This window comes from Pseudoxanthomonas dokdonensis (assembly GCF_001431405.1).
Taxonomy (GTDB): Bacteria; Pseudomonadota; Gammaproteobacteria; order Xanthomonadales; family Xanthomonadaceae; genus Pseudoxanthomonas_A; species Pseudoxanthomonas_A dokdonensis.
Window position 1 is genome coordinate 308,905 of the sequence record NZ_LDJL01000004.1, and the last position, 23,165, is coordinate 332,069.

Here is a 23,165-nt window from a genome sequence, read left to right on the forward strand (position 1 = left end):
ATTCCTTGGGCGTTGTCTGCACGGGGATGATGTGTCCAACGTTCCCCGCCGTGCCGCCGGGGACGCCGGAATTAGCGTTGCAACAGACTCAAGACGTTCTGCGGTACCTGGTTGGCCTGGGCGAGCATGGCGGTGCCAGCCTGCTGCAGGATCTGGGTGCGGGTCAGTTCGGCGGTTTCCTTGGCGAAATCGGTATCGCGGATGCGGCTGCGCGAGGCGGCCAGGTTTTCCGAACTGGTCTGCAGGTTGGCGACCACCGAGGTGAAACGGTTCTGGATGGCACCCAGGTCGGCACGCGCACCGTTGACCGAGGTCAGCGCGGCATCGACGATTTCCAGCGCCTGCTGGGCGCCGGCGAAATTGGTGATGTCCAGATCCTTGGCGAACACGGTGGCGCCATCGGCGGCGGCCGCGGCGGTGGCGATGCCGGCCAGGCCGACTTCATCGGCCACGTCCAGGGTGCCGGCGGTGTAGCTGAAATCCTTGCCTTGCTTGACCGAAGTCAGGGTGATGGTGTCGTTCTCGACCGAGGCATAGACGCCGGTCTCGCCGACCTTGGCATTGATTGCACCGGCGATGCCGTTGCTGACGCTGGTTGCCGAAGCGCCTTGTTTCCATTCGACGGTATCGATGGTCACCCCGTTGATTGCCAGGCCCGACAGGCTGTTGTCGGCGGTAGCGGCAACCGCGGCGGCGGTGGCGACCTGGGCGTCGGCGAAGTTGACGTTGCCCAGTGAATCGGCACGCGCATCGACCACTTTGTCGATGGCAATCGCCTGGCCGGCATTGGCACCGACCTGGAACAACTGACTGGTGAACGAACCGTCCAGCAGCTTGGTGCCGTTGAAGTCGGCCTGCTTGGCGACGCGGTCGATTTCAGAGGTCAGCTGCTTGACTTCGGCATTCAGCGCGGCGCGGTCGGAAGAAGAGTTGCTGGCATTGGCCGACTGCACCGCCAACTCGCGGATGCGCTGCAGGTTGTTGCCGATTTCGGTCAGCGAACCTTCGGCGACCTGGGCCAGCGAGATGCCGTCGTTGGCATTGCGTACGGCCACGTCGAGGCCGCGGATCTGGGTGCTGAAGCGCTCGGAGATGGCCAGGCCGGCGGCGTCGTCCTTGGCGCTGTTGATGCGCAGGCCGGACGAAAGACGCTGGATGGTGGTGGCCAATGAAGCGCCGCTGGTGCTCAGGTTGCGCTGAGCGTTGAGTGACATCGTGTTGGTGTTGATTACCTGTGCCATGGGTCGTCTCCTCTTGTTTAGGTCCCGGCGGATGGACGGAGGTGCTGCCGGATTTTTGTGGTTGGCTAGTCGCCCCCGTTGGTGATAGGGATAACGGCGGTCGCCGGAAAACCTTTAGCGATGGATCGAAGAAAATTTGCATCGGCGGCGGACACGGGCATCGGCAGACCGCCGCGATTGGCCTGTATCCATCGCTGCCGGGTGCGGCACGGCAAGCCGTGCGCGAGCTGGCGACAAGTCCGCTGCGGCGGGGCTCGCGGCGCGTGTTGTCATCGAAGCCGGACGTCGCCGGTCAATACGTCGACGGCGACGATCCGCAGATAAAAAAAAGACCCGCCATGTCGCCATGACGGGTTGCTTGTGCGCTGTCGCCGGTGACGGCGTATGCAGCGCTGGTTACGGTGTGGCGCGGGTAGCCACGTTGGCCGGCGATACCGGCGAGGGCAGGCTGATGTCGGGGTAGGCCGATTGCAGCAGCGACAGGCCGGGCAGGCGGTATTCGCAGCCAACCAGCACCAGATCCTGCAGGCCCGGTTGGTCGCTCTGGTACACCACCAGCGCATGTTGTTCGTCCAGTGCCGCGGCCAACGGCGCATCCGCCGAGGCCTGCAGGTGCTTCTCGAGCTCGGCGGTGACGGCTGGCATGTCGCCGGCAATCGCCAGCAGCACCCGGTCGTCGGTGATCACCACGGTGTCGCTGCGGCTGCCCCAGGCGCTGACCGCGTCGCGCAGGCGATAGCTGTCCATCATCGGTGTGGCGTACTGGCGCTGGGCCTGGATGAAATCGGCTGGCCGCTCTTCACGCAGGCGGCCGAGCAGGCCGGGCATGTCGGTGAGATCGGTGCGGCACGACAGCGCTTCCAGCAGCGAATCGCGCGCCAGCGCCGGTGCCATGCCAGCGTCCTGGGCACTGGCGGCCATCAATGCTGGCTGCATGTCCAGGGCCGGGGCACCCGCTGCGGTCTGCGCCGCCAGCGGTCCGGCCAGCAGGCACAGGCTGCCGATGCCAACGCGCAGGCACCAGGCCAGCGGCGATGTTCGAACCGGGGATTTGCGCTGCGGTGTTGCCAATGCCTTGTTCCAGGTCTGGGCCGGCGGACGCCTCCCTTGTGCCGGTTACTGCTGGCTAGTCCAGATAGGCCTGGACCAGCGCATTCAGGTGCCGTCTTTCCTGATCACGCAAAAAAGGGGCAACAAGGGTCATCGCCTGCACGATCCCGTCGCGGATCGCCGCGGATTCGTCGTTTTCGCCCCGGGCGGCGGCGTGATTGAGCCAGAAGGTCGAGATCATGACCAGATTGCTGGCGGTGGCGGCGCGCTCGGCTGCCGAAGCCTGCATGGCGCCGGTCTGCTGCAGGCCGTCCAGCAACTGGCGGGCGCTGGCATCGCTGCGTTTCAGCAGGCGCGCGAAGCGTAGCCGCAGCCGCCGGTTGCGGCTGAGGATTTCGACCAGATCCCGATGCAGGAAACGGTATTCACAGATGCATTCGAATACCAGGTGCAGTTGCAGCCACAGATCTTCCAGACCGGCCGGCTGCTCATCGGGCAGCGCCAGCGCCGCGTCCATGCGCGCCTCGTAGTCGGCGTACAGGTGCTCGATGATGTCGTCCTTGCTGCGGAAGTGGTAGTACAGATTGCCGGGACTGATCTCCAGTTCGTCGGCGATGTGGTTGGTGCTGACGTGGGGCTCGCCGCGGCTGTTGAACAGGGCCAGAGAGCCGTCAAGGATGCGCTGGCGGGTGTCGCGTGGCACCGCTCAGTCGGACAACTGCCGGACCAGCTCGATGTAGCCCCGCATGGCCTCGTCGGCCGGCATGCCTTTCAGTTTGCCCCAGGCTTCATGCTTGGCTGTGCCGACAAAATCGAAAAAACCGGGCTTGTTGCCGCTGACATCGCCTTCGGTCGCCTGCTTGTACAGCGCGTACAGGCGCAGCAGGGTGTTGTTGTCGGGCCGGTGCGGCAGGCCCTGCACGTCGCTGGATGCCTGTTCGAAATCGCGTTGCAGTTCGCTCATTGGATAACCCTCCCTGGGCTGTGTCGCATGACACCACTGCTATCGGCGAGGGTCAACCGCGTGGCTGGCTGTTGCAGGACAGCATGATCGGCGGCGCGTCGCGCCATCCTGTTGCCGCCGCGGATCGGCTACATGGTCTGGCACTGGCGCCAGCGCACGCGTCGTTCACTGCCTGCCGGCGGATTGAGTTGCACGCGCACCGTGCTCAGTGCCGGATACAGCTCCAGTTGCTGGCAGATACGTGGCCACACCGTGTCTTCGGGTTGTGCGGACAGATCGACCGACAGGGTCATCCGGGTCAGCCAGCTGGCGCGGGCAATGCCGTCGATGCGGTTGATGGCGCGCAACACATCGGCGCGCTGGCTCTCCAGCTGCTGTTCGCTGGGTTCGCCAGCGTCAGTGTCCGTGGCAGCGACCACAGTCGCGGCGGGCGCAGCAGCGGCCGTGGCCGTGGCCGGAGCGGCGGGCTCGATGGGCGCCGGCGCATCGGTCTGGCGCAGTCGCTGCATGCCGACGCTGACCAGCGCGCCCAGCGCCAGTGCGGCCAACCAGGCAATGGCGCTGTGGCGGATGGCGCGCTGGCGCGCGCCGGCCAGCAGTTCGCGGGCCGTGTCCAGCGGCAACAACGGCTTGATTTCCCGCCACAAGCGATTGCCGTGCAGCAGTTCGATACGCTGGCCGAGCACGGCCTCGCGACCGGATTTCTGGACATGGCCGTCGGTGACCAGGATGGCGCCGTTGACGCCGGTCAGACGCACGCTGGCGGCCAGGTCCTCGACCGAGCTGCTGCCGATGCGATAGGCCGATCCATGCTTGCATGACAGCAGCCAGCGCTGGTTGCCCTGGGTCAGCACGAAACTGGCCTTGGGCATGCGTGATTCATCGGCCGCCGATGGCGCCTGCTTGAGGCCGCGCTTTTCCATCGCCGCCAGCACCAGTTGCGAGAACTCGCGCCAACGCATGCTGGACATCGCCAGCAGGCCGGCGTGCTGCTCGTCGCGGCGGCGACGGAACAGCCAGAAATACAGCGTGGCCACGCTTCCGAAAACAAGGGCAGCTGCTAAACCGGGTAACCAGACGGGCATGGAGTCGAACGAATCGCCAGTGAAGGGAAAAAATAGCAAAGGTCGTGGCCGCAACGCGTGATCAACGTGGCGTCTGCATACAGGTATGCAATTGGCATCGGAGCGCTGGCGACAATAAAAAGCCCGCCAGTCCGAAGTCGTAAGGGGAGGGGAGCATACGTACTTCGGTGGACTGGCGGGCACTTCGATTGTTGCTCGTTTGCTTGCTGTCGTGCAACAAATCAGCGGGCTTTGGAACACCTGCGATAGGTGCTGTTCATCTGTGTGGCGTCATTGCCCCGGCGACCGGCCACGACCGCGCGGGGCGCCGCTGGCCGGCTTCCTTGCCGCCACTTTCTTGACGCTCTTGCGGGCCGGTGAGTTGGCCGGTTTGGCGGTGGCGGTCTTGACCGTTGCCCGCTTGACCGCACTGCGTGGCGCCTTGCGGGCGGCCGCTGCCGGCGTCGCCGTGGCCCGGCGCGCACGACCGCTGGTCGTTGTCGCGGACGCGCGCACCGGGTTGAGCTCGCGCAACTGGGCATTGAGTTCGTCGACCCGTTCAATCAGCGAGGCCATGTCTTCACGGCCGGGTACATCCAGTCGCCGCAGTGCCTGCTGCACGCGTTGCTCGAATACCTTTTCCAGCCGTCCCCAGGTATCGCTGGCCCGGTCACGGGCCTGGCCGACGCTGGCCTCCACCGCCTCGCGCACTGCCTCGACTTTCTGCTGGGTGGTGCGGCGGGTGCTCTGCTCGAGCTCGGCGCCCTCACGGGCCAGCGTCTCGAACAATTTGCTGCCTTCGGCCTGCGCACGGGCGAAGGCGCCGACGCCGGCCAGCCAGACCTGTTGCGCCGATTCACCGAGGCTGCGGGAAAGATGCTCGGCCTGTTGCTGGAAGTTTTCGCTGTCGCTGGATGCCGGCTTGCGGGGTTTCTTCACGGTAGCCATAAGTCTCCTTGGTGGATGTCACCACACCACCATCGGATTTTGTTCTAGAGCTTTCACACCACCCGTGCATCGCTGGCGACCGCAGCCAGGTGCGCATCCGCAAGCACGCGGCCGGTCGCGGCTTGTCGCTGGCATCCGGGATCGCCATCATCGGGCCATGGTCGCCCATTCCCCCATTGCCCGGCGCGTCGGCAGGCGGCTGGACTGGCATCGGCAGCTGCAGGATCCCGATTGCCATCCGCTCAACCAGTCGGCGTGGCTACCGCAACTGCGCCAGTGGCAGGCGCAGCGATTGCGGCACAGCCATGCCAGCTTGCTGGATGACCCCGCGCAGCGCGCCGCGCTGATGTTCTTCCTCAGCGATGTCTACGGCGCCCAGGATTTCAGCCGCCGCGATGCCGACATCGCCAAAGTCATCCCGATGATGCAGCGGCTGCTGCCGGCGATCGTGCTGCAGGTGGTCAGTGATGGCCTGGAACTGGCGGCGGTCACCCAGGCACTGGATCTGCAGATGGCCGCGGCACTACGCCGGTTGGCGCCGCGTCGCAGGCGGCTGGATGCGGCGTTGTATACGCAGGCTTATCGTGATGTCGGTCACTGGCGTCTGCGCGAGCGCCAGATAGATCTGATCGAGCGCCTCGGCAAGGGCTTGGCCAGGGCGGTGCGGATGCCGGGCGTGTCGATGTTGTTGCGCTTGTCGAGGGGACCGGCCAAGGCCGCCGGCGTGCAGGCGCTGCAGGGGTTCCTCGAGCGCGGATTTGCCGCCTTCTCGGCGCTGGACGACAGCGAGGGCTTTGTTGCCGGGATCGTGGCCGGCGAGCGCGAACTCAGCCAGCGCCTGTTTGACGGCGATCCGCGGCCATTCGATGATTAGCAGCGCTGGCCGCGACCGCCTCGTGCGTGCGTCAGACGAATTTTTCGTCCAGCACCCGGCGGATTTCCGATTCAATCGGGCTCTTCATCGCCGACAGCAGGAAGCCCAGGTTGGCGGTCACGTGCAGTTGGTTGGGTTGCAGTTCGATGCAGCCATCAACGCCAGACCGCTTGAAGTTGAGCACGTCGCCATCCCACTGGCAGCTGACGTCGAAGCGCTCGGACAATTTGCGCGCCACTTCGTCCACCGCCTCGCGGGCCTGCTGCGGGGACTTGCTGTGCGGGTGCTGGATATCGATGCTGGCCATGAAACTCTCCTCCTGAATCAGTGTATTGTGCGTAACCCGAGGCCAACGGCATAGCGGCGCATCCGCCCTGCCGGCCGCCACCAGCCACCGCCCGTGAGTTTGCCGCCGGATGAACAAGCTGCGATTGCATTTTCCCAACCGCGCCATGGCCGATCATCCCCTGGACATGGGGGCGCATCGGATCGTACGCGAGGCATCCGGCAATGTGGGCGTCGGCGAGCACCTGCAGGGTGCACTGCTGGCGCGCATCTGCGTCGACCGCCGTGGCCGCTGGCTGCAGGTTGCCAACGGCCTGCGCGGCGTCCACGTCAACGGCCGGCCGATCAAGCGGATGGCGATGCTGCGCGCTGGCGATGCCGTTTATGTCGATGGTGTCGAGCTGCTGCTGCAGGCGCCGGTGGCCGACCCGCAACGGCTGGACCAGACCCTGCAGCGGCCGATTGATGGCGACCCGCGAATCGTCCTGCGCGGCGTCGGCGGGCCCTACCATGGCCGCTGTTTTCCATTGCAGCAGCCGTGTCTGATCGGCAGCGGCCGTGGCGCCAGCATCCATATCGATGATGTCGGCGATCGCCATGCCCAGATCGAACTGCATGGCGGACAGGCGGTGCTGCGTGACTTCAGCGGGTCCGGCAACGTGCTGGTCAACGGCATCGCCACCGGCGACAGCGTGCTGAACCCCGGTGACCAGGTGGTGTTCGGCAGTCAGCACCGTTTCGTGCTGGAAGTGCCGTGGGGCAGTGGTCCCATCGACTTGCCGGCGGATACCGGGGACGACGTGGCGGCCGCCCAGGCCCAGCCGACGCTGCCGCCACGGCGGTCGGCGCTGCGCTGGCCGTGGCTGTTGCTGGCCGCGGCAGCGCTGGCAGCGGCGCTCAGCGCGCTGCTGCTTTTCGGCGCTGGCTGAGCTTCTTCCACAACCGCCAGCCCAGCAGCACGGCCAGGATGCTGGCATACAGCAGCGGTTCGCGGATGTCGGATTTGACCAGCCACCAGAAGTGCAGCACCGCCAGTACGCCGATCGCATAGACCAGCTTGTGCAGCTTGCCCCAGTTGCGGCCCAGCCGGCGGATCCAGCCGGTGGTCGAGGTGACCGCCAGCGGTACCAGCAGCAGCCAGGCGGTGAAGCCGACGGTGATGTACGGGCGTTTAACGATTTCCTCGAATATCTGCGTCCAGTAGCCACGTAGGTCGAGCAGCAGGTAGGCGCCCAGATGGACGCTGGCATAGAAGAACGCGTACAGGCCGATCATGCGCCGGAAGCGGATAAATACCGGTTTGCCGGTCAGCTGCCGCAGCGGGGTGATGGCCAGTGCCAGCATCAGCATGCGCAGCGCCCACAAGCCGGTGCGATGTTCGATTTCGGCGACCGGGTCGGCACCGAGGGCGTCGCTGCCGGTCTGCCATACGTCATAGAACTGCCAGGCCAGGATGGCGATCGGGGTCAGGGCCAGCGCATGCACCAGCACCTTGGCGGCGATCACGCCGTTGGAAGTACGCGCCATGGGTCAGTGCCCCGCCGCGGCGACATGACGCCGCCAGGCGTCGAGGGGGCGCGACTTCATCAGAACCATTTCTTCAGATCCATCCCGGCATACATCGAGGCGACCTGCTCGCCGTAGCCATTGAACGGCAGCGTCGGGATGCGTTCGGCAAACAGCTTGCTGGCATTGCCAGCAATGCGGCGCTCGGTTTTCTGGCTCCAGCGCGGATGGTCCACGGCCGGATTGACGTTGGAAAAGAAGCCGTACTCGGACGGCTGCAGATCGTGCCAGGCGGTCTCCGGCATGCGTTCGACAAACTTGATTTCGACAATCGACTTGATGCTCTTGAAGCCGTACTTCCACGGCACCACCAGCCGCAAAGGCGCACCGTTCTGCTGCGGCAACGGCTTGCCGTACATGCCGGTGGCGAGCAGGGTCAGCGGGTTCATCGCCTCATCCATGCGCAGGCCTTCACGGTAGGGCCAGTTGATCGAGCGGTAGCGGATGCCGGGCATCTGTACCGGGTCGGCTAGGGTGGTGAAGGCAACATACTTGGCCTTGGAGGTCGGCGCGAAGCGCTTGAGCACCTGCGCCAGCGGCACGCCCTGCCACGGAATCACCATCGACCAGCCCTCGACGCAGCGCAGCCGGTAGATGCGCTCTTCGCTGGCCAGCCCCTTCAGCAGGTCATCCAGCGACAGCGTGCCAGGCTTTTCGCATTCACCGCTGACGGCCACGTTCCAGGGGCTGGTGCGCAGGGTCTTGGCGGCATTGCCGGGGTCGGCCTTGCCAGTGCCGAACTCGTAGAAGTTGTTGTAGCTGGTGGCATCGGCCTGGCGGGTCAGTTCTTCGTTGGTCTTGAAGCCGGCGCGGGCCTGGGCCGGGGTGACCGTTACCTTGGGCGCCGGTGGCGGCTCGGCCTCGGCGCAGCCGGCCAGGGTCAGCGCCGGCGCCAGCGCCATCGCGCTGATCAGGTCGCGGCGCTGCCGGTAGACGGCCTCATCAGTGATATCGGTCGAGCGGATATTGAGTAAGTCGCGAAGTGCCATGGCCAAACTCCTGTGCGGTGCAACCCGGGTCGTCTAGAAGAGACGGCGAACGGCGCCAATGGTTCGGTGCCGGCTCAGTTGCGGTTCAAGATGGCAGCGTCCGTGCCGGAAACCCAATGTTAGCCGATGGTGGTTGGCGGGCCGACTCACAAATAAGACGGTGATGGTTGCCCCCGCAACTGTTGCGCTGCGGCATACTACGGTTTCCCCTCACAGGTGCTCTATGACGCGCGCGTACAACTTCAGTGCCGGCCCCGCCACCTTGCCGGAAGCCGTGCTGCGGCAGGCCCAGGCGGAATTGCTCGAATGGAACGGCGTTGGCGCGTCGATCGTCGAAATCAGCCACCGCAGTGCCGAGTTCATCGAAGTGGCCGCCCAGGCCGAATCCGACCTGCGCACGCTGCTGGCCATCCCGGACGATTACGCGGTGATGTTCCTGGCCGGCGGCGCCACCACCCAGCAGGCGCTGCTGGCGCTCAACTTCGCCGCCCCTGGCCAGATAGCCGACTACATCGTCAGCGGCCACTGGGGCCAGACCGCGATCAAGCAGGTGCGCCACTACGTCACCGCCAATGTCGCCGCCAGCAGCGAAGCCGGCGGCTTCACCGATCTGCCGGCCCGCGAACACTGGCGGCTGAGCGAGGGTGCGGCCTACGTCCACATCACCGCCAACGAGACCATCCATGGCGTCGAGTTCCGCAACACCCCTGATACCGGCGAGGTGCCGTTGTTCGCCGATTTCAGCTCCAGCATCGCTTCCGAGCCGGTGGACGTTTCGCGCTATGGCCTGATCTATGCCGGTGCGCAGAAGAACCTCGGTCCGGTCGGGGTGTCGGTGGTCATCGTCCGCCGTGATCTGCTGCAACGCGAAGGCCAGCCGCGCGCCGACATCTTCGACTACCGTTCGCACGTCGCCCGCGACTCGATGCTCAACACCCCGCCAACCTGGAACTGGTACCTGGCCGGGCTGGTGTTCAAGTGGATGCTGGCCGAAGGCGGGGTCGAGGAGTTCGCCCGCCGCAACGCGGCCAAATCGGCGCTGGTCTACCAGGCCATCGATGACTCCGGCGGCTTTTATCGTAATGAGGTCGCAGCCGCGGCGCGTTCGCGGATGAACATCCCGTTCTTCCTGGCGGACGACACGCTGACCGCGCGTTTCGTCAGCCAGTCGCGAGAAGCCGGGCTGCTGGCGCTGAAAGGCCACAAGGCGGTCGGCGGCATTCGTGCCTCGCTGTACAACGCGATGCCGGTGGCCGGCGCGCAGGCCCTGGTCGATTTCATGCGTGATTTCCAGCAGCGCCATGGCTGAGCAGCAGATGGCCGAGCAACAGGAAGAACAGCGAGAGAATTCGTAATGGCAGCAAAACAGAAGAACAAAACCGTCGCCAAGCCCGTCGCCAAGACCGGGAAGGGCAAGCCCGCCAAGGCCAGGCCCGCCAAGGCCAAGCCCGGCAAGGCGGCCGGCAAGGCCAAGTCCGTGCCGGCCACTGTGCCGACCCCGGTGCTGGCCGATGTACGCAGCAAGATCGACGGCATCGACCGCCAGATCCAGAGCCTGATTGCCGAGCGCGCCGCGTTCGCCCATCAGGTCGGCAAGGCCAAGGGCAAGCTGGCCGCGGCGGTGGACTACTACCGCCCCGAGCGCGAGGCACAGGTGTTGCGGATGGTGGTCGACCGCAATCAGGGCCCGCTCAGCGATGAAGTGCTGGTGCATGTGTTCCGCGAAATCATGTCGGCCTGCCTGGCCCAGCAGGAGCCGCTGAAGATCGGCTTCCTCGGCCCGGAAGGCACCTTCAGCCAGCAGGCGGTGCTCAAGCACTTCGGCCGCTCGGCGCATGGCCTGCCGCTGGGCAGCATCGAGGAAGTGTTCCAGGAAGTGGAAAGCGGCAACGCCGATTTTGGCGTGGTGCCGGTGGAGAACTCGGGGCAGGGCACCATCCAGGTCACCCTCGACATGTTCCTGACCTCCAACCTCAAGATCTGCGGTGAAGTCGAACTGCGGGTGCACCAGTATCTGCTGTCGCGCAGCGGCCGCATCGAGGATATCGAACGCATCTATTCGCACCCGCAGTCGTTCGCGCAGACTTCGTCGTGGCTGCGTGCCAACCTGCCGAAGGTGGAAAAGATCCCGGTCTCCAGCAACGCCGAAGGCGCCCGCCGCGCACGCAACGCCGACGACGCCGCCAGCATCGGTGGCGAAAGCGCCGGCCATGTCTATGGCTTGAAGAAAGTCGTCACCAGCCCGATCCAGGACGATGCCGACAACACCACCCGCTTCCTGGTCATCGGTCGCAGCATCTTCCCCAGTTCCGGCCATGACCGTACCTCGGTGCTGGTATTCATCCATGACAAGCCGGGTGCGTTGTTCGATGTGCTCAGCCCGTTTGCCCGCCACGGCATCAGCATGAACCGGATCGAGTCGCGGCCGTCGCACCACGCCAAGTGGGAGTACGGCTTCTTCATCGATCTGGCCGGCCATATTGACGACCCCGGCATGAAGGAAGCGCTGGCCGAACTGAAGGCGCATTCGGCCCAGATCAAGGTGCTGGGCTCGTATCCGGTAGCGGTGCCATGAGCCAACAAGACTGGATTGCCTCGACCGGCCAGCCATTGCGCGGCAGCCTGACCATCCCCGGCGACAAATCGGTTTCGCACCGCGCGATCATGCTGGCGGCGCTGGCCGATGGCGTGTCGCGGATTGATGGCTTCCTGGAAGGCGAGGATACCCGTGCCACCGCGGCGATTTTTGCCCGGATGGGCGTGCGCATCGACACCCCGTCGGCATCGCAACGCATTGTCCATGGTGTTGGCGTCGATGGCCTGCGGGCCCCCGACGGCGTGCTTGATTGCGGCAATGCCGGCACTGGCATGCGACTGCTGTCCGGGTTGATGGCGGCGCAGGCGTTCGACAGCACCCTGGTCGGTGACGAATCGCTGAGCAAGCGGCCGATGCGCAGGGTCACCGCGCCGCTGCAGCAGATGGGTGCGCGCATCGACACCCGCGAAGGCGGCTTGCCGCCGCTGCGGGTGCACGGCGGCCAGAGCCTGCACGGCATTGATTACACGCTGGAAGTCGCCAGTGCCCAGGTCAAGTCGGCGGTGCTGCTGGCCGGCCTCTACGCGCAGGGCGAAACCACGGTGCGCGAACCCCATCCGACCCGTGATTACACCGAACGGATGCTGGCCGCATTCGGCGCGGACATCGAATTCTCGCCTGGACATGCGTGCCTGCGCGGCGGACAACGGCTGCGCGCCACCGACATCGCGGTGCCAGCGGATTTTTCATCGGCGGCGTTTTTCCTGGTCGCCGCCAGCATCGTGCCCGGTTCCGAATTGCGTCTGCAGGCGGTTGGACTGAATCCGCGTCGCACCGGCCTGTTGCAGGCGTTGCGCTTGATGGGTGCCGATATCCGCGAGGAAAACCGCGCCGAACACGGCGGCGAGACGGTCGCCGATCTGCTGGTCCGGCATGCCCCCTTGCATGGCATCGAGGTGCCGGTGGAACTGGTGCCGGACATGATTGACGAGTTCCCGGCGCTGTTCGTCGCCGCGGCCTGCGCGCTGGGTCCGACCCGGGTCAGCGGGGCGGCGGAGTTGCGGGTCAAGGAATCGGATCGCCTGGCCAGCATGGCCACTGGCCTGCGCGCGCTGGGCCTGCAGATTGATGAGACACCGGACGGGGCGACCATCCATCCAGGACCTTTGCGCGGCGGCAGTGTGCAAAGCCATGGCGATCACCGCATCGCGATGGCATTCGCGATTGCCGGCCAATGCAGCCAGGGCGAGGTCAGGATTGCTGACATCGCCAACGTCGCTACCTCGTTCCCCGGCTTTGATGACCTGGCCCGTGCCAGCGGTTTCGCCCTGCGCGACGCCTGATCGATCCCGCGGCTTGCGGCTGCACTCCGCCGCTGCGGCAGGCAGACAAAAGCGGGAGCGTCGATGACGCTCCCGCAGCGGGTAGACGGTCGAGTAGCACCGCCGTTACACGAAGTTAGTTACACGAGGTTACACGAGGTTACACGAGCGTCGCCGTTACATCGGCTTGAATTCGACCGGCACCTGGACCAGGCTGGCAACGCGCTTGCCGTTGGCCTGGGCCGGCTCGAAGCGCCAATGACGCACGGCATTGACAGCGGCACGATCCAGATCGCGGTTGCCACTGCGCTTGACGATATCGACATCAGCAGGCACGCCATAAGCGCTGACGTTGGCCCGTACCAGCACAGTACCACCGATGCCCGAACGCAACGCCGCCGCCGGATATTTCGGTTGCGCATTGCTGGCCAACGGTCGCGCAGCGCGTGCCGGCGGCGGTGAAGCAGGCGTGCGGCGTGTCACCGGCTTGTCGGCCACCGGCGCTGGCGTGGTCGCCACGGGCGCCGGTTGCGTGGCAGGCAGCGGAGTGCTGGTGTCGACCAGGGTCGGGCTGGCCGGCTGCACTCGTCCCAGCCACCAGGCGCCGGCGGCGATGACCAGCAGCGCCAGCAGCAACCATGCGACCGGGGAAACACGCCGCGGCGCCTGCAGTGGTTCCTGCGCGTGCTCGGGCGTCGTGTCTTGGTAGTGGACTGTACTCATCGCCTGACTCCTTCAACGTTGGGACGCTGACAGTCATAGCGTCGTCAATGTTGCCGACAGGTGAGTCGCCAGTGAAGCCCGCGTATTGGGTTCAGGCTTGTGCAGGCCATGCATGCACAAGCGGCGATGCCTATTTCAGGGTGAAATCGACCGGAACCGTGACGCTGCCGGGGATCGGCTGGCCATCGCGCTGGCCGGGATTGAACTTCCAGCGTTTGACCGCCGATACCGCGGCGCGGTCCAGCGCCCGCGAACCGCTGCGTTGTTCGACCCGCACCTTGGTCGGGTTGCCCTCGGCATCAACATCCACGCGCAGCAGCACGGTGCCGCTGTCGCCGCGACGAATCGCCGACGCCGGATATTCCGGTGCCGGACTGAAACCGGCACGGGGTTGCGGGCTTTCGCCACTGGCCAGGGGCACGCCGCTGGCGACCGGTGCCACCGGCGGCTCGACGATGGTCGGCGGCGGCGCGCTGGGGGCGGGCGCGGCGACCGGTTCCTGGACCAGTTGCGGACGCTCGGCTGGCGCCACGTCGGCCGGCTTTTCCATGCCGCTGGCGCCGCCACGGGTCGACATCGGTTCGGGCAGGGCATCGACCAGGCTGCCAGCATCCCTGGCCACCGGTTCGGGTTTGTAGAAACCCTTGTCGCGTCCCAGCCACCACACCAGCACGAACAACAGCAGGCCTGCGGCAAACGCGATCCCGGCAATCCGCAAGGCGCGGCGGGGCAGGCGGAACACGAACTCGGACTGCGATGACGAGGGTTGCGGCGAACGGCTGGCGGACATGACAGAGACCTTGCGGAGTGGGGTGATTCTGTCACATCGAGGGTTAATCGTTGCAGGCAGCGGCGGCGATAAAAGGCGATAATCGCTGCCTCCCACGCAACATGATGGCCTGCCGATGCTTGACCCCGTCCTCCTCCGAACCCAGCCCGCCGAACTGGCCCAGCGCCTGAAAGCCAGCCGTGGCTTTGATCTGGACGTGTCCGCGCTGGAGCGCCTGGAAGCCAGCCGCAAGCAGATCCAGACCCGCACCCAGGAACTGCAGAACCTGCGCAACACCCGCTCCAAGGCGATCGGCCAGGCCAAGGCCAAGGGTGAGGACGTGGCGCCACTGATGGCTGAAGTCGCCGGCTTTGGCGAGGAGCTGAAGGCATCGGAAATCAAGCTGGACGAGATCCGCGCGCAGATTGAAGCCATCGCGCTGGGCATTCCCAACCTGCCGCACGCCAGCGTGCCGCACGGCAACGACGAGAACGACAACGTCGAACAGCACCGCTGGGGCGAGCCGCGCGCATTCGATTTCGCGGTCAAGGACCACGTCGAACTGGGCGCCCGCCATGGCTGGCTTGATGGCGATGCCGGCGCCAAATTGTCTGGTGCGCGTTTCACGGTATTGCGCGGCCAGCTGGCGCGCCTGCACCGTGCCCTGGCCCAGTTCATGCTGGACCTGCACAGCAACGAGCACGGCTACGAGGAAACCAACGTGCCGGTGATCGTCAATGCCGAATCACTGCGTGGGACGGGCCAACTGCCGAAGTTCGCCGATGATCTGTTCGCCACCGACGTCGGCGACAGCCAGCGCTACCTGATTCCGACCGCGGAAGTGTCGCTGACCAATATCGTCCGCGATGAAATCGTCGACGACGCGGTGTTGCCGCAGCGGATGACCGCGCATTCGCTGTGTTTCCGCGCCGAAGCCGGCAGCCACGGCCGCGACACCCGCGGCATGATCCGCCAGCACCAGTTCGAGAAAGTCGAAATGGTGTCGATAGCGCGACCGGCCGACAGCTACGACGAACTCGAGCGGATGACCCGCTGCGCCGAAGTGGTGCTGGAAAAGCTGGGCCTGCCTTACAAGCGCATGTTGTTGTGCAGCGGCGACATGGGCTTCTCGGCGACCAAGACTTACGATCTGGAAGTGTGGCTGCCGTCGCAGGACACCTACCGCGAGATTTCCTCGTGCTCGAACTGCGAGGATTTCCAGGCCCGCCGCCTGCAGGCGCGCTGGCGCAACCCGGAAACCGGCAAGCCCGAACCGGTGCATACCCTCAATGGCTCCGGCACCGCCGTCGGCCGCGCCCTGATCGCGGTGATGGAAAACTACCAGAACGCCGACGGCTCGATCAGCGTGCCCGAGGTACTGCGCCCGTACATGGACGGTATTGACGTCATCCGCTGAGTGCGCCCCGGGTAGAGCGGGGCTTGCCCCGCTGATTTTCCAGGCAGCTCCAGCAGTGAAGACTCACCGCTTGCCTCACGCCGCCTTGCGCAACGGTGCCGGGATGCTGGCCAGCGCCGCGGCAATCGCGTCGGTGCGGTGCTGCGGCGAATAGGCAATGCCTTCGGCCCGCACGAAATGGATATCGGTGATGCCCAGGAAGCCGAAAACCTGGCGCAGGAATGGCTCCTGGAAATCGGTCGGCGCGTTGCTGTGGATACCGCCGCGGGCGCTGGCGATGATCACGGTCTTGCCACCGGCCAGGCCTTCCGGCCCGTTCTCGGTGTAGCGGAAGGTCTTGCCGGCCACCGCGATCCGGTCGATCCAGGCCTTCAGCGTCGACGGTACCGAAAAGTTGTACATCGGCGCGCCGATCACCAGCACGTCGGCCTGCTGGAACTGCGCCAGCGTGCGCGCGGCCTCGTCGGCATCGGCGCCGGCCAGTGACTTGCCGGTAAGATGGGGCAGCGGCTCGCTGTCCAGGTCACGATGGATGACTTCCAGGCCGGGCACCGTGTCGGCCCAACGCGCTACGATGGCCGCACTGAGCTCACGGCTGACGGATTGGGCGCCGAGGGCGCTGCTGTCGATGTGCAGGAGTTTCATGTCTTGGTCTTCGTTCCAGTGCGGCCGTGCCGCGTTGGATGAAACGATAGATCGTTGCCTTGTTGGGATAAAGGTGGTCAAATGTCACTGATTGTTCTGTCTGTGGTGCCAATCCATGCATGATCTCAATGACCTTTATTACTTCGCGGTGGTCGTCGACCACGGTGGTTTCGCTGCCGCCGAACGCGCGCTGGGCATCCCAAAGTCGCGCCTGAGCCGGCGCATCAGTCAGCTCGAAACCGACCTCGGCGTGCGCCTGTTGCAGCGTTCGACCCGCCGCTTCGCGGTCACCGATGTCGGCATGAGCGTGCATCGCCACGCGCAGACCATGCTGGCCGAGGCCCAGGCCGCGCGCGAAGTAGTGGATCGGCTCAGCGCCGAGCCGCGCGGCATCGTCCGGGTCAGCGTGCCGGTGGCGGTGGCGCAGATGCAGCTGCCGAAAATCCTGCCCAAGTTCCTCGACAAATACCCGCAGGTGCGCCTGCAACTGCACGTCAACAACCGCCGCGTTGACATCATCAACGAGGGCTATGACATCGCCCTGCGGGTGCGCGCCAAGCTCGATGACGATGGCAGCCTGGTGATGCGCAGCTTCGGCCAGATCCAGGAACTGCTGGTCGCCAGCCCCAAATACCTCAACCGCGCCGGCCGCCCGACCGACCCCGGCCAGCTGGCCGACCACGTCACCCTCAGCATCAGCGAGGACGAGGCCCGCCAGCGCTGGGAACTGCATGGTCCGGGCGGCGAGGTACGCCGTGTCGACCTGCAACCACGCCTGGCCGGTTTCGATTTCCCGCTGCTGCAATCGATGGCCAAGGACGGGTTTGGCATCACCCTGTTGCCGGAAACCGTCTGCGCCGAGGCCGTGCGCAACGGCGAGCTGGAAGTGGTGCTGCCCGAATGGAGCCTGCCGCAGGGCATCTGCCACGCGGTGTTCGCGTCCCGGCGCGGCCTGCTGCCGGCGGTGCGGGTGTTCATCGACTTCCTGGCCGAACACCTGCCACAGCAGATCGAAGCCTCGCGCTTGGACTGCGGCGGCAAATGCGCCGAACAGGCCGAAGCCGCCATCCAGTCCGCCATCGCCAAGGCCCGCTGAGCAATTTGCCCCGGTTCATGCGAAAATGCGCCGCGCCGTCGCCGCAGCAAGTAGTGACGGATCCCGCAGACCGCAGCGAACATCAGCGTAGCTGATGATCAAACCGGCGCGGAACAATGAAGCAGTAACGGAAAGATGGCCGAGCAATTCAAGGCACCGGTCTTGAAATTTGATGTAGGTACAACGGAAGGATGGCCGAGCGGTTTAAGGCACTGGTCTTGAAAACCAGCGATGGGCAACCATCCGTGGGTTCGAATCCCACTCCTTCCGCCAATAAAAACAAACAGTTGCTGGGGTATGGGGTCCAGCTTTGCTGGAGCACGCTGTCGGGGTAATCCCAGATTTGCATGCTCAAGGCGTGGCTTCGCAGGCGGACGTCGTAAGCCCATAGTAAGCGCTTGTTGCAAGCTATGAGATAGGGACTTCGTATAAGGCAAACTGCCTTCAGGGGACTTACAGAAGCGTCAGATGGCGGTCAGCAATGAACTTCTAAAGCCGGAATCGGAGGATGCCTTCGAAGCCATGTGCCACCAGCTTTATCGGCGCATATGGGAAGACGTCGGGTGCGCCAGAGTCGGCAGATCGGGCCAAGCCCAATTCGGCGTAGACATCATAGGCACTTATCGCCAGATGCAGATCGGACTTCAGTGTAAGCACTACAACAAGAAGTCCTTCACGCTAAAGACAGTTGCGGACGATATCCATAAGGCTGAGGCTGCTGGCCTAGCGCTCGGGCATCTAAAATTCGCGACAACGGCTCCCAACGATTCGAAGGTCGTAAGAGAGGTGTTCGAGCTGAGTGAGAAGCGCCGTGCAGATGGTCGCTTCACTGTCTCGGTGGATTTTTGGGGTGACATCTGTTGTCACCTTCAAATGCATCCAGAAGTTGGCCGGGCGTTCATTACGAACTTTCCGGGTGGTGCCCTCGTTACGATTAAAGAGACGGCTGCAGAAACGCTCGAGATCGTGCGTGAAATGCATGCATCGAGCGGAAATTCGCACGAAGAAGTCATCTCGCTAATCAAAACCGAGTTCGCGCTGAGTCGAGCGCTACCCGTTCCGGACGCCAAAGGTGATGAGGCAGACCCTGCGGTTGTGGCTACACTGGATTTCGTGCGGGACCGCCTCCGTGAAGGAAGAACGAAGGATGCAAGGAAACTCCTCAGCAAGCTGGGAGAACCTTCGAAGTTTAAAGACCAATTTTCAAAATTTCGCTGGCACACCAACTTGGCCTCCATTGAACTTGAGGAGGGAAACACGGCGGAGGCCGCTGAAGGCTACCTCCGTGCATTTGAGTTGGCCAAAGATAATGAAAAGGCGCTTTCCAATCGGGCACATGCGCTGCTCCTTAAAAGGGACTATGCGGCGGCGCTTGAGGCTTGCAATAACGGTCTGGAGATATTTCCCGACAGTCATTACTTGTGGTCGCTCTGGCTGCATGCGCAGCACGCGCTTGGAAATGAGAGTCCTGAAGCTGGCGTTCCCGATGGTGTCCGTGATTCACCCGATCTGCTTTTTTCCCGCGCGAGGCTGGCTAGCAAGCGGGGGGATTTTGCAGGTGCGCTAGAGTTGCTACGCCTATGTTTAGACACGGATGGTGGATCGTTTGAGGCAAAGCGCGCCCTCCTTGTAGAGGCGCTCTCGTGGGCCACGCAAGAATCAGTGCATGCGGGGCATTCGCACTTGAGTTCCGAGCAGCGTAGTGGTCTGAATGAGGCGATTGATCGCTTAGAGCCATTAGAGCAGACACTTTCCTCTATCCAGTCGGAATCTACGTCGCTGGAAATGACCAGCAACGTTGCTATTGCGCTCTGGCTGTTGGGACAAGATAAGCGCGCGCAGTCGATAGCTGCGATCTTCCTGTCCAGGCATCCGCTTTCAGAAGGCTTGTTGCGGATTCGCCTATCACAGCTCGATGAAGACGGTGATATAGCTGCAATCCATAGCTTGACCGATGAGCGATTGGTCCAGTTGACTATGCCAGTGCTGGCAATCCTTGCTGAGGTTTCAGCCAGAACGGGGAATTGCACGTGGCACGAGTCTATCCAAGCCTGTGTCGAAAAGGTTGAGGCTGACGAGAAGAGACTGCGCGACCTTCGGGTTCTGTCGTTTCAGGCTGTGTGGTCATCGGGGGAGCGAGATAAGGCTCTGGCGTCCCTAAACGAATACTTGGGGGCTCAGCCAGACCATGTGATGGCGAGAGTTATGCTTAGCCAATTCCTGGTTAGGAAGGAGCTGAAGGATGAGGCGGTATCCCAAGCCGTGGCGTGTGTGCGTCAGGTTGAAAGCGATGGGTCGCCGTTCGAATTGTTGCAGGTTGCGGACCAGCTATACCGGCTCGATAAGCATGGTATGGCCGGAGCTCTTTATGAGCGACTGGTTGTATATCCGGGCGCGGATGAGCTTACGATCCGACTGCTCATTTGTTTGATTGAGACTGACCAACGCCGCAAGGCGAAATCCATACTTGAAAAAATGCCGCCTGCGGATAGACAGGTACCTGCGGTTCGCCGTATTGAGTGCAATCTTGCGAGGCGCATGGCCGACTGGCCGCGACTGCGCGAACTGCTGGCGGTAGAGAATGAGCGCGTTCCTGATGCTGCAGATATCGGGGTCGCTTTTGCGGGGGCGCTCTACAGGGTCAATGACCACAGTGCTCTGCGTGCGTATCTAGAAAGTGATCCGCGGTTTTCTTCTGCGAAGCCGGAGGACGAGTTTGAATTTGCAAAGCATCAAGCGGGAGTGGGCCTTTATTCGCTCGCAGTTCGGCGTCTGTATCGTGTTTATCGCGAAAATTCCGACAGTACCAAGGTTGCGGGCTATTATCTCAGTCAACTGCTATTGGCTCCAGTAGCTCCTGAGCTGGCGACTCCACTGCAAGTAGCTCCGGGCGTGGCTGTGCTATTGCGTGACGAGTCGGATGCTTGGTGGGTTGCAATTGATGAGGGAAGGGTGCCTTCAGGTAGTTGGCCCGAGTTGGTGTCACCAGACTCGAGAATGGCTCAACAAATAATTGGTCGGAAGCGCGGCGAAAGGCTTTTGCTCGATCGTGGAGTGATTAGGCAAGAAGTCGAGATCGCAGAGTTTAAGTCTATTTTTGCGTTCGCGGCGGATAAGGCGCATGAGCGAATTCAGGCCTCGGTCTCGCCTGAAGGGCCTTTGTGGAGCTTCAAGGCCTATAAGGAGGACGGTGAGTTAAACCTTGACGCGATAGCGAATACTGCTCGCGGGCGTCGTGAGGCGATTGACTGGGCATTCGCTAGCTATCGAGAACATCGATTCCCCATATGTTGTCTGGCTGGATTGATAGGGACTGACATCGTCACTCTTGTCTTAGATTGGCCGTACACCGAAGCAAGCTTCTTTGTCGGTATCGGCACGCATGAAGAACGTGACGCTGCAATTTCGCTGCTCGAGGCCGGCCAGAGGCGATTCGTCCTTGACCTTGTGGCAATAGTCGAGTTAACACGACATGGCCTCTTTGAGGATGTTGTTAGGCTGATCGGGCAGCCGCTTATCCCTCAAAGTGCACGAGATGATCTTGTCAACATAATTCAGCTAGCTGACAAGCAACAACCTGTGGCCACAGTAGGCGAGCAGGGTGGCCGCCTGAGTGTTACTGAGATTACGTCGACATTCCATAAGCAGCGAAATGTTTTGCTGCATTCAATTCTTGCAAATATCGATAGCTGCGAGGTGTGTCCGACAGTTGGGCCGGAAGTTATAAGTGAAGAACTTCATAAGGCTTCGCAATTGCTAGACGCGCAAACTATCGATGCGATTTATTTGTGCATCGAGCGAGATGCGGTTTTAGTGACAGAAGATGGAGGGCTGCGTCTTTTTGCGCCTGCGTTAGGGTTGAAGAGCACAATATGTTTGCAGCCTATTTTTCTGGTTGCATGTGGACGAGGGATGCTGGCAAAGGGGAAGTACGCCAAGGTTGTTGCCGAAAAAATCCAGCGAAATCATGATTTCGTCAGCGTTAGGGCGGAGGACCTTTTGCTTCTGGCCAACCAGGATGTATCTAAGGTCTCGGGTGATGCCCGCGCGGCACTGGAGACATTTAGACGGCCGTCAATTGACTTCATTTCGGCGGTTAAAGTGGCAGCCGAATTCCTGCGGGCGGCCATGACCACATTGCCGCCGGGCATTGTTGGGGATTACAGCAAGCTCGTCTACGATGTTCTCGTAAGCGACAGGCCAGATTCAGAGGGTGCGGTCAAAGACGCTCTTGCTGTTCTGCTGCAAAGGTGTTTTGGCAGAAATGGACGTCGATTGAATTCGCGTGATCGGCGTAGGTTTGGAGGCCTTCTAGAAAGAAGGGCCAAGTAGGACGCAGGCCACGCTAGCGGCCATTGGGCGTTTAGCGCAGGCTCGCCGGTACCCCTGTGGCGACCAAGTTGTGCGTGCGCTCCCAGCGGCGCCCTACCGCGTTACGGTGCCGGTCCAACGGCAATGACAAGTGAATCGCCCCGGGTTCACTAGACATCTCCAAGTCGTACATTACGACAATCACGGAGGTGTGTAAGAGTGGCAAGCGGGCTTCGTCTTTACGGCAACTCGTTCGATCAGGTACTGCTGTCACAGCGCACTCCACCCCTCAAGCCGTCCGCCGCATCATTCCCTGGAACAGGCGCCATTTGCCGTCGCCGCCTTCGACATTGATGGCGTAGCCGAGCCCCTGCTGCTCGCGTTGCTGGGCGAGTTTGACGGCGTAGCTCAGCGCCGCGCCAGGGGTGGGGAAGTGCAACGGTGCCGATTCGTTGATGGACAACTGGTACGTCCCATCCGCGGCGGGGAGATGGGGCAGGTCGAAGGTCATCACTGGGCGTCGTTCCCTCTTGCCATCGTTGGCTCACCCTACCCAGCGGGGCGTGAGGCTTCCGTGCAAAGGCGGGCCGGCGCCGCCACCACGGTGTGCTGCGGACACGCCGTTCAGCGGCGATCTAGACAAAATGTTAGTTGCGGGGTCGAGGGCCCCGGAATACGCTGGCGGGCGAGCATCCGCTCGGGGAACAGGCAGGTATGACAATCAAGGTTTTCCTGGTCGACGATCATGCATTGGTTCGCGCCGGCATGAAGATGATCCTGGCCAAGGAAATGGATATCGAGGTGGTTGGCGAAGCCGACAGCGGCGAGGAAGCACTGCCGCTGATCCGCCAGCTACGGCCGGACGTGGTGCTGTGTGACCTGCATCTGCCTGGCTACAGCGGGCTGGAAGTGACTGAACGCATCGTCCACGGCGGCAACGAATGCCGGGTCATCATCGTGTCAGTGCTGGAAGATGGCCCGTTGCCCAAGCGTCTGCTGGAAGCCGGTGCTTCCGGCTACATCGGCAAGGCCGGAGACGCCGAAGAACTGGTCCGTGCGGTGCGCGACGTGGCCCGCGGCAAGCGCTATCTGGGCGCCAACGTGGCGCAGAACCTGGCGCTGTCGAGCATGGGCGGCGAGGGCTCACCATTCGATGCGCTGTCGCCGCGTGAGCTGGAAGTGGCGATGCTGATGGTGCAGGGACTGCGCCAGGACGATATCGCCAAACGACTGAGCCTGAGCGCCAAGACGGTCAGCACCCACAAGACCCGCCTGTTCGACAAGACCGGTGTCAACGACACGATTGCATTGGCGCGGCTGGCGGCGCAGTACGGGCTGCTGGACCCGTTCCGTTCGTTGTAGATC

Annotated in this window: 23 protein-coding genes and 1 tRNA gene; 11 read left to right on the top strand and 13 right to left on the bottom strand. The window is 63.3% G+C overall.

Translation table 11 applies throughout. The features are described from left to right. Window positions 1-71: 71 nt before the first annotated feature. Entirely contained in the window at window positions 72-1,241 is a 1,170-nt protein-coding gene (locus ABB29_RS04500) for a flagellin (RefSeq protein WP_057657411.1), read from the bottom strand. A gap of 41 nt (window positions 1,242-1,282) precedes the next feature. Here ABB29_RS04500 and ABB29_RS16300 point away from each other — a divergent pair, with 41 nt between their 5' ends. Next, complete coding sequence (locus tag ABB29_RS16300) at window positions 1,283-1,591, top strand: hypothetical protein (RefSeq protein ID WP_157062491.1); 309 nt, start codon at window positions 1,283-1,285, stop codon at window positions 1,589-1,591. A 46-nt stretch (window positions 1,592-1,637) separates the two neighbouring features. On the opposite strand, the gene ABB29_RS04505 is transcribed toward ABB29_RS16300, so the two are convergent. From ABB29_RS04505 to ABB29_RS04525, 5 genes are all read right to left on the bottom strand, one after another. Continuing rightward, window positions 1,638-2,312 carry a hypothetical protein gene (locus tag ABB29_RS04505; protein ID WP_057657412.1) on the bottom strand — a complete coding sequence of 225 codons (675 nt, stop codon included), beginning with the start codon at window positions 2,310-2,312 and terminating at the stop codon, window positions 1,638-1,640. A 55-nt stretch (window positions 2,313-2,367) separates the two neighbouring features. Next, entirely contained in the window at window positions 2,368-2,994 is a 627-nt protein-coding gene (locus tag ABB29_RS04510; RefSeq protein WP_057657413.1) for a TetR/AcrR family transcriptional regulator, read from the bottom strand. A 3-nt stretch (window positions 2,995-2,997) separates the two neighbouring features. Beyond that, window positions 2,998-3,255, bottom strand: coding sequence for an acyl-CoA-binding protein (locus ABB29_RS04515; protein ID WP_057657414.1), 258 nt, complete (start codon window positions 3,253-3,255; stop codon window positions 2,998-3,000). Between the two features lie 128 nt (window positions 3,256-3,383). Further along, window positions 3,384-4,292, bottom strand: coding sequence for a restriction endonuclease (locus ABB29_RS04520; RefSeq protein ID WP_057657415.1), 909 nt, complete (start codon window positions 4,290-4,292; stop codon window positions 3,384-3,386). Between the two features lie 318 nt (window positions 4,293-4,610). Next, window positions 4,611-5,267 (bottom strand): phasin family protein, encoded by a 657-nt coding sequence (locus tag ABB29_RS04525; protein ID WP_057657416.1) that lies wholly within the window; start codon window positions 5,265-5,267, stop codon window positions 4,611-4,613. 157 nt (window positions 5,268-5,424) lie between these two features. On the opposite strand from ABB29_RS04525, the gene ABB29_RS04530 reads away from it, so the two are divergent. Then, window positions 5,425-6,141 carry a DUF8198 family protein gene (locus tag ABB29_RS04530; RefSeq protein ID WP_057657417.1) on the top strand — a complete coding sequence of 239 codons (717 nt, stop codon included), beginning with the start codon at window positions 5,425-5,427 and terminating at the stop codon, window positions 6,139-6,141. A gap of 31 nt (window positions 6,142-6,172) precedes the next feature. On the opposite strand, the gene ABB29_RS04535 is transcribed toward ABB29_RS04530, so the two are convergent. Then, window positions 6,173-6,448 (bottom strand): polyhydroxyalkanoic acid system family protein, encoded by a 276-nt coding sequence (locus tag ABB29_RS04535; protein WP_057657418.1) that lies wholly within the window; start codon window positions 6,446-6,448, stop codon window positions 6,173-6,175. 109 nt (window positions 6,449-6,557) lie between these two features. On the opposite strand from ABB29_RS04535, the gene ABB29_RS04540 reads away from it, so the two are divergent. Next, the gene (locus tag ABB29_RS04540; protein WP_057657419.1) at window positions 6,558-7,355 is read left to right on the top strand and encodes an FHA domain-containing protein; all 798 of its coding nucleotides are present in this window, start codon (window positions 6,558-6,560) and stop codon (window positions 7,353-7,355) included. Here ABB29_RS04540 and msrQ read toward each other — a convergent pair. Then, on the bottom strand, window positions 7,324-7,953 hold the full coding sequence (msrQ, locus tag ABB29_RS04545; protein ID WP_057657420.1) for a protein-methionine-sulfoxide reductase heme-binding subunit MsrQ: 630 nt from the start codon (window positions 7,951-7,953) through the stop codon (window positions 7,324-7,326). The genes ABB29_RS04540 and msrQ overlap by 32 nt on opposite strands. A 59-nt stretch (window positions 7,954-8,012) precedes the next feature. Then, window positions 8,013-8,981 carry a protein-methionine-sulfoxide reductase catalytic subunit MsrP gene (gene msrP / locus ABB29_RS04550; RefSeq protein WP_057657421.1) on the bottom strand — a complete coding sequence of 323 codons (969 nt, stop codon included), beginning with the start codon at window positions 8,979-8,981 and terminating at the stop codon, window positions 8,013-8,015. A gap of 223 nt (window positions 8,982-9,204) precedes the next feature. Between msrP and serC the strand changes: the two genes are divergently transcribed. The 3 genes from serC to aroA are packed head-to-tail and all read left to right on the top strand — an operon-like array spanning window position 9,205 to window position 12,860. Then, window positions 9,205-10,290 carry a phosphoserine transaminase gene (gene serC / locus ABB29_RS04555; protein WP_057657422.1) on the top strand — a complete coding sequence of 362 codons (1,086 nt, stop codon included), beginning with the start codon at window positions 9,205-9,207 and terminating at the stop codon, window positions 10,288-10,290. A gap of 45 nt (window positions 10,291-10,335) precedes the next feature. Beyond that, a complete protein-coding gene (gene pheA, locus ABB29_RS04560) occupies window positions 10,336-11,556 on the top strand; it encodes a prephenate dehydratase (RefSeq protein ID WP_057657423.1) in 1,221 nt (406 codons plus the stop codon). Continuing rightward, window positions 11,553-12,860 (top strand): 3-phosphoshikimate 1-carboxyvinyltransferase, encoded by a 1,308-nt coding sequence (gene aroA, locus ABB29_RS04565; protein ID WP_057657424.1) that lies wholly within the window; start codon window positions 11,553-11,555, stop codon window positions 12,858-12,860. Before pheA ends, aroA begins: the two co-directional genes overlap by 4 nt. Before the next feature lie 156 nt (window positions 12,861-13,016). Here the strand turns inward: aroA and ABB29_RS04570 are convergent, their stop codons facing one another. Both ABB29_RS04570 and ABB29_RS04575 read right to left on the bottom strand, forming a co-directional pair. After that, entirely contained in the window at window positions 13,017-13,562 is a 546-nt protein-coding gene (locus tag ABB29_RS04570) for an energy transducer TonB (RefSeq protein ID WP_057657425.1), read from the bottom strand. A 130-nt stretch (window positions 13,563-13,692) separates the two neighbouring features. Continuing rightward, window positions 13,693-14,352, bottom strand: a complete 660-nt coding sequence (locus ABB29_RS04575) for an energy transducer TonB (RefSeq protein ID WP_057657426.1) — start codon at window positions 14,350-14,352, stop codon at window positions 13,693-13,695. A gap of 115 nt (window positions 14,353-14,467) precedes the next feature. Here ABB29_RS04575 and serS point away from each other — a divergent pair, with 115 nt between their 5' ends. After that, a complete protein-coding gene (gene serS / locus ABB29_RS04580) occupies window positions 14,468-15,748 on the top strand; it encodes a serine--tRNA ligase (protein WP_057657427.1) in 1,281 nt (426 codons plus the stop codon). A 75-nt stretch (window positions 15,749-15,823) separates the two neighbouring features. On the opposite strand, the gene ABB29_RS04585 is transcribed toward serS, so the two are convergent. Beyond that, window positions 15,824-16,393 carry an FMN-dependent NADH-azoreductase gene (locus ABB29_RS04585; RefSeq protein WP_057657428.1) on the bottom strand — a complete coding sequence of 190 codons (570 nt, stop codon included), beginning with the start codon at window positions 16,391-16,393 and terminating at the stop codon, window positions 15,824-15,826. A gap of 115 nt (window positions 16,394-16,508) precedes the next feature. Here ABB29_RS04585 and ABB29_RS04590 point away from each other — a divergent pair, with 115 nt between their 5' ends. The 3 genes from ABB29_RS04590 (at window position 16,509) to ABB29_RS04600 (ending at window position 21,821) form a co-directional block, all read left to right on the top strand. After that, window positions 16,509-17,489, top strand: a complete 981-nt coding sequence (locus ABB29_RS04590) for a LysR family transcriptional regulator (RefSeq protein ID WP_057657429.1) — start codon at window positions 16,509-16,511, stop codon at window positions 17,487-17,489. A gap of 185 nt (window positions 17,490-17,674) precedes the next feature. Then, window positions 17,675-17,762 (top strand) — tRNA-Ser (locus tag ABB29_RS04595). A gap of 195 nt (window positions 17,763-17,957) precedes the next feature. Then, window positions 17,958-21,821, top strand: a complete 3,864-nt coding sequence (locus tag ABB29_RS04600) for a PIN domain-containing protein (protein WP_057657430.1) — start codon at window positions 17,958-17,960, stop codon at window positions 21,819-21,821. A gap of 268 nt (window positions 21,822-22,089) precedes the next feature. Here ABB29_RS04600 and ABB29_RS04605 read toward each other — a convergent pair whose 3' ends face one another. Continuing rightward, the gene (locus ABB29_RS04605; RefSeq protein WP_057657431.1) at window positions 22,090-22,311 is read right to left on the bottom strand and encodes a hypothetical protein; all 222 of its coding nucleotides are present in this window, start codon (window positions 22,309-22,311) and stop codon (window positions 22,090-22,092) included. Window positions 22,312-22,514: 203 nt separating this feature from the next. Here ABB29_RS04605 and ABB29_RS04610 point away from each other — a divergent pair, with 203 nt between their 5' ends. Further along, window positions 22,515-23,162: a response regulator gene (locus ABB29_RS04610; RefSeq protein ID WP_057657432.1), complete on the top strand. Its 648-nt coding sequence runs from the start codon at window positions 22,515-22,517 to the stop codon at window positions 23,160-23,162. Window positions 23,163-23,165: the final 3 nt, after the last annotated feature.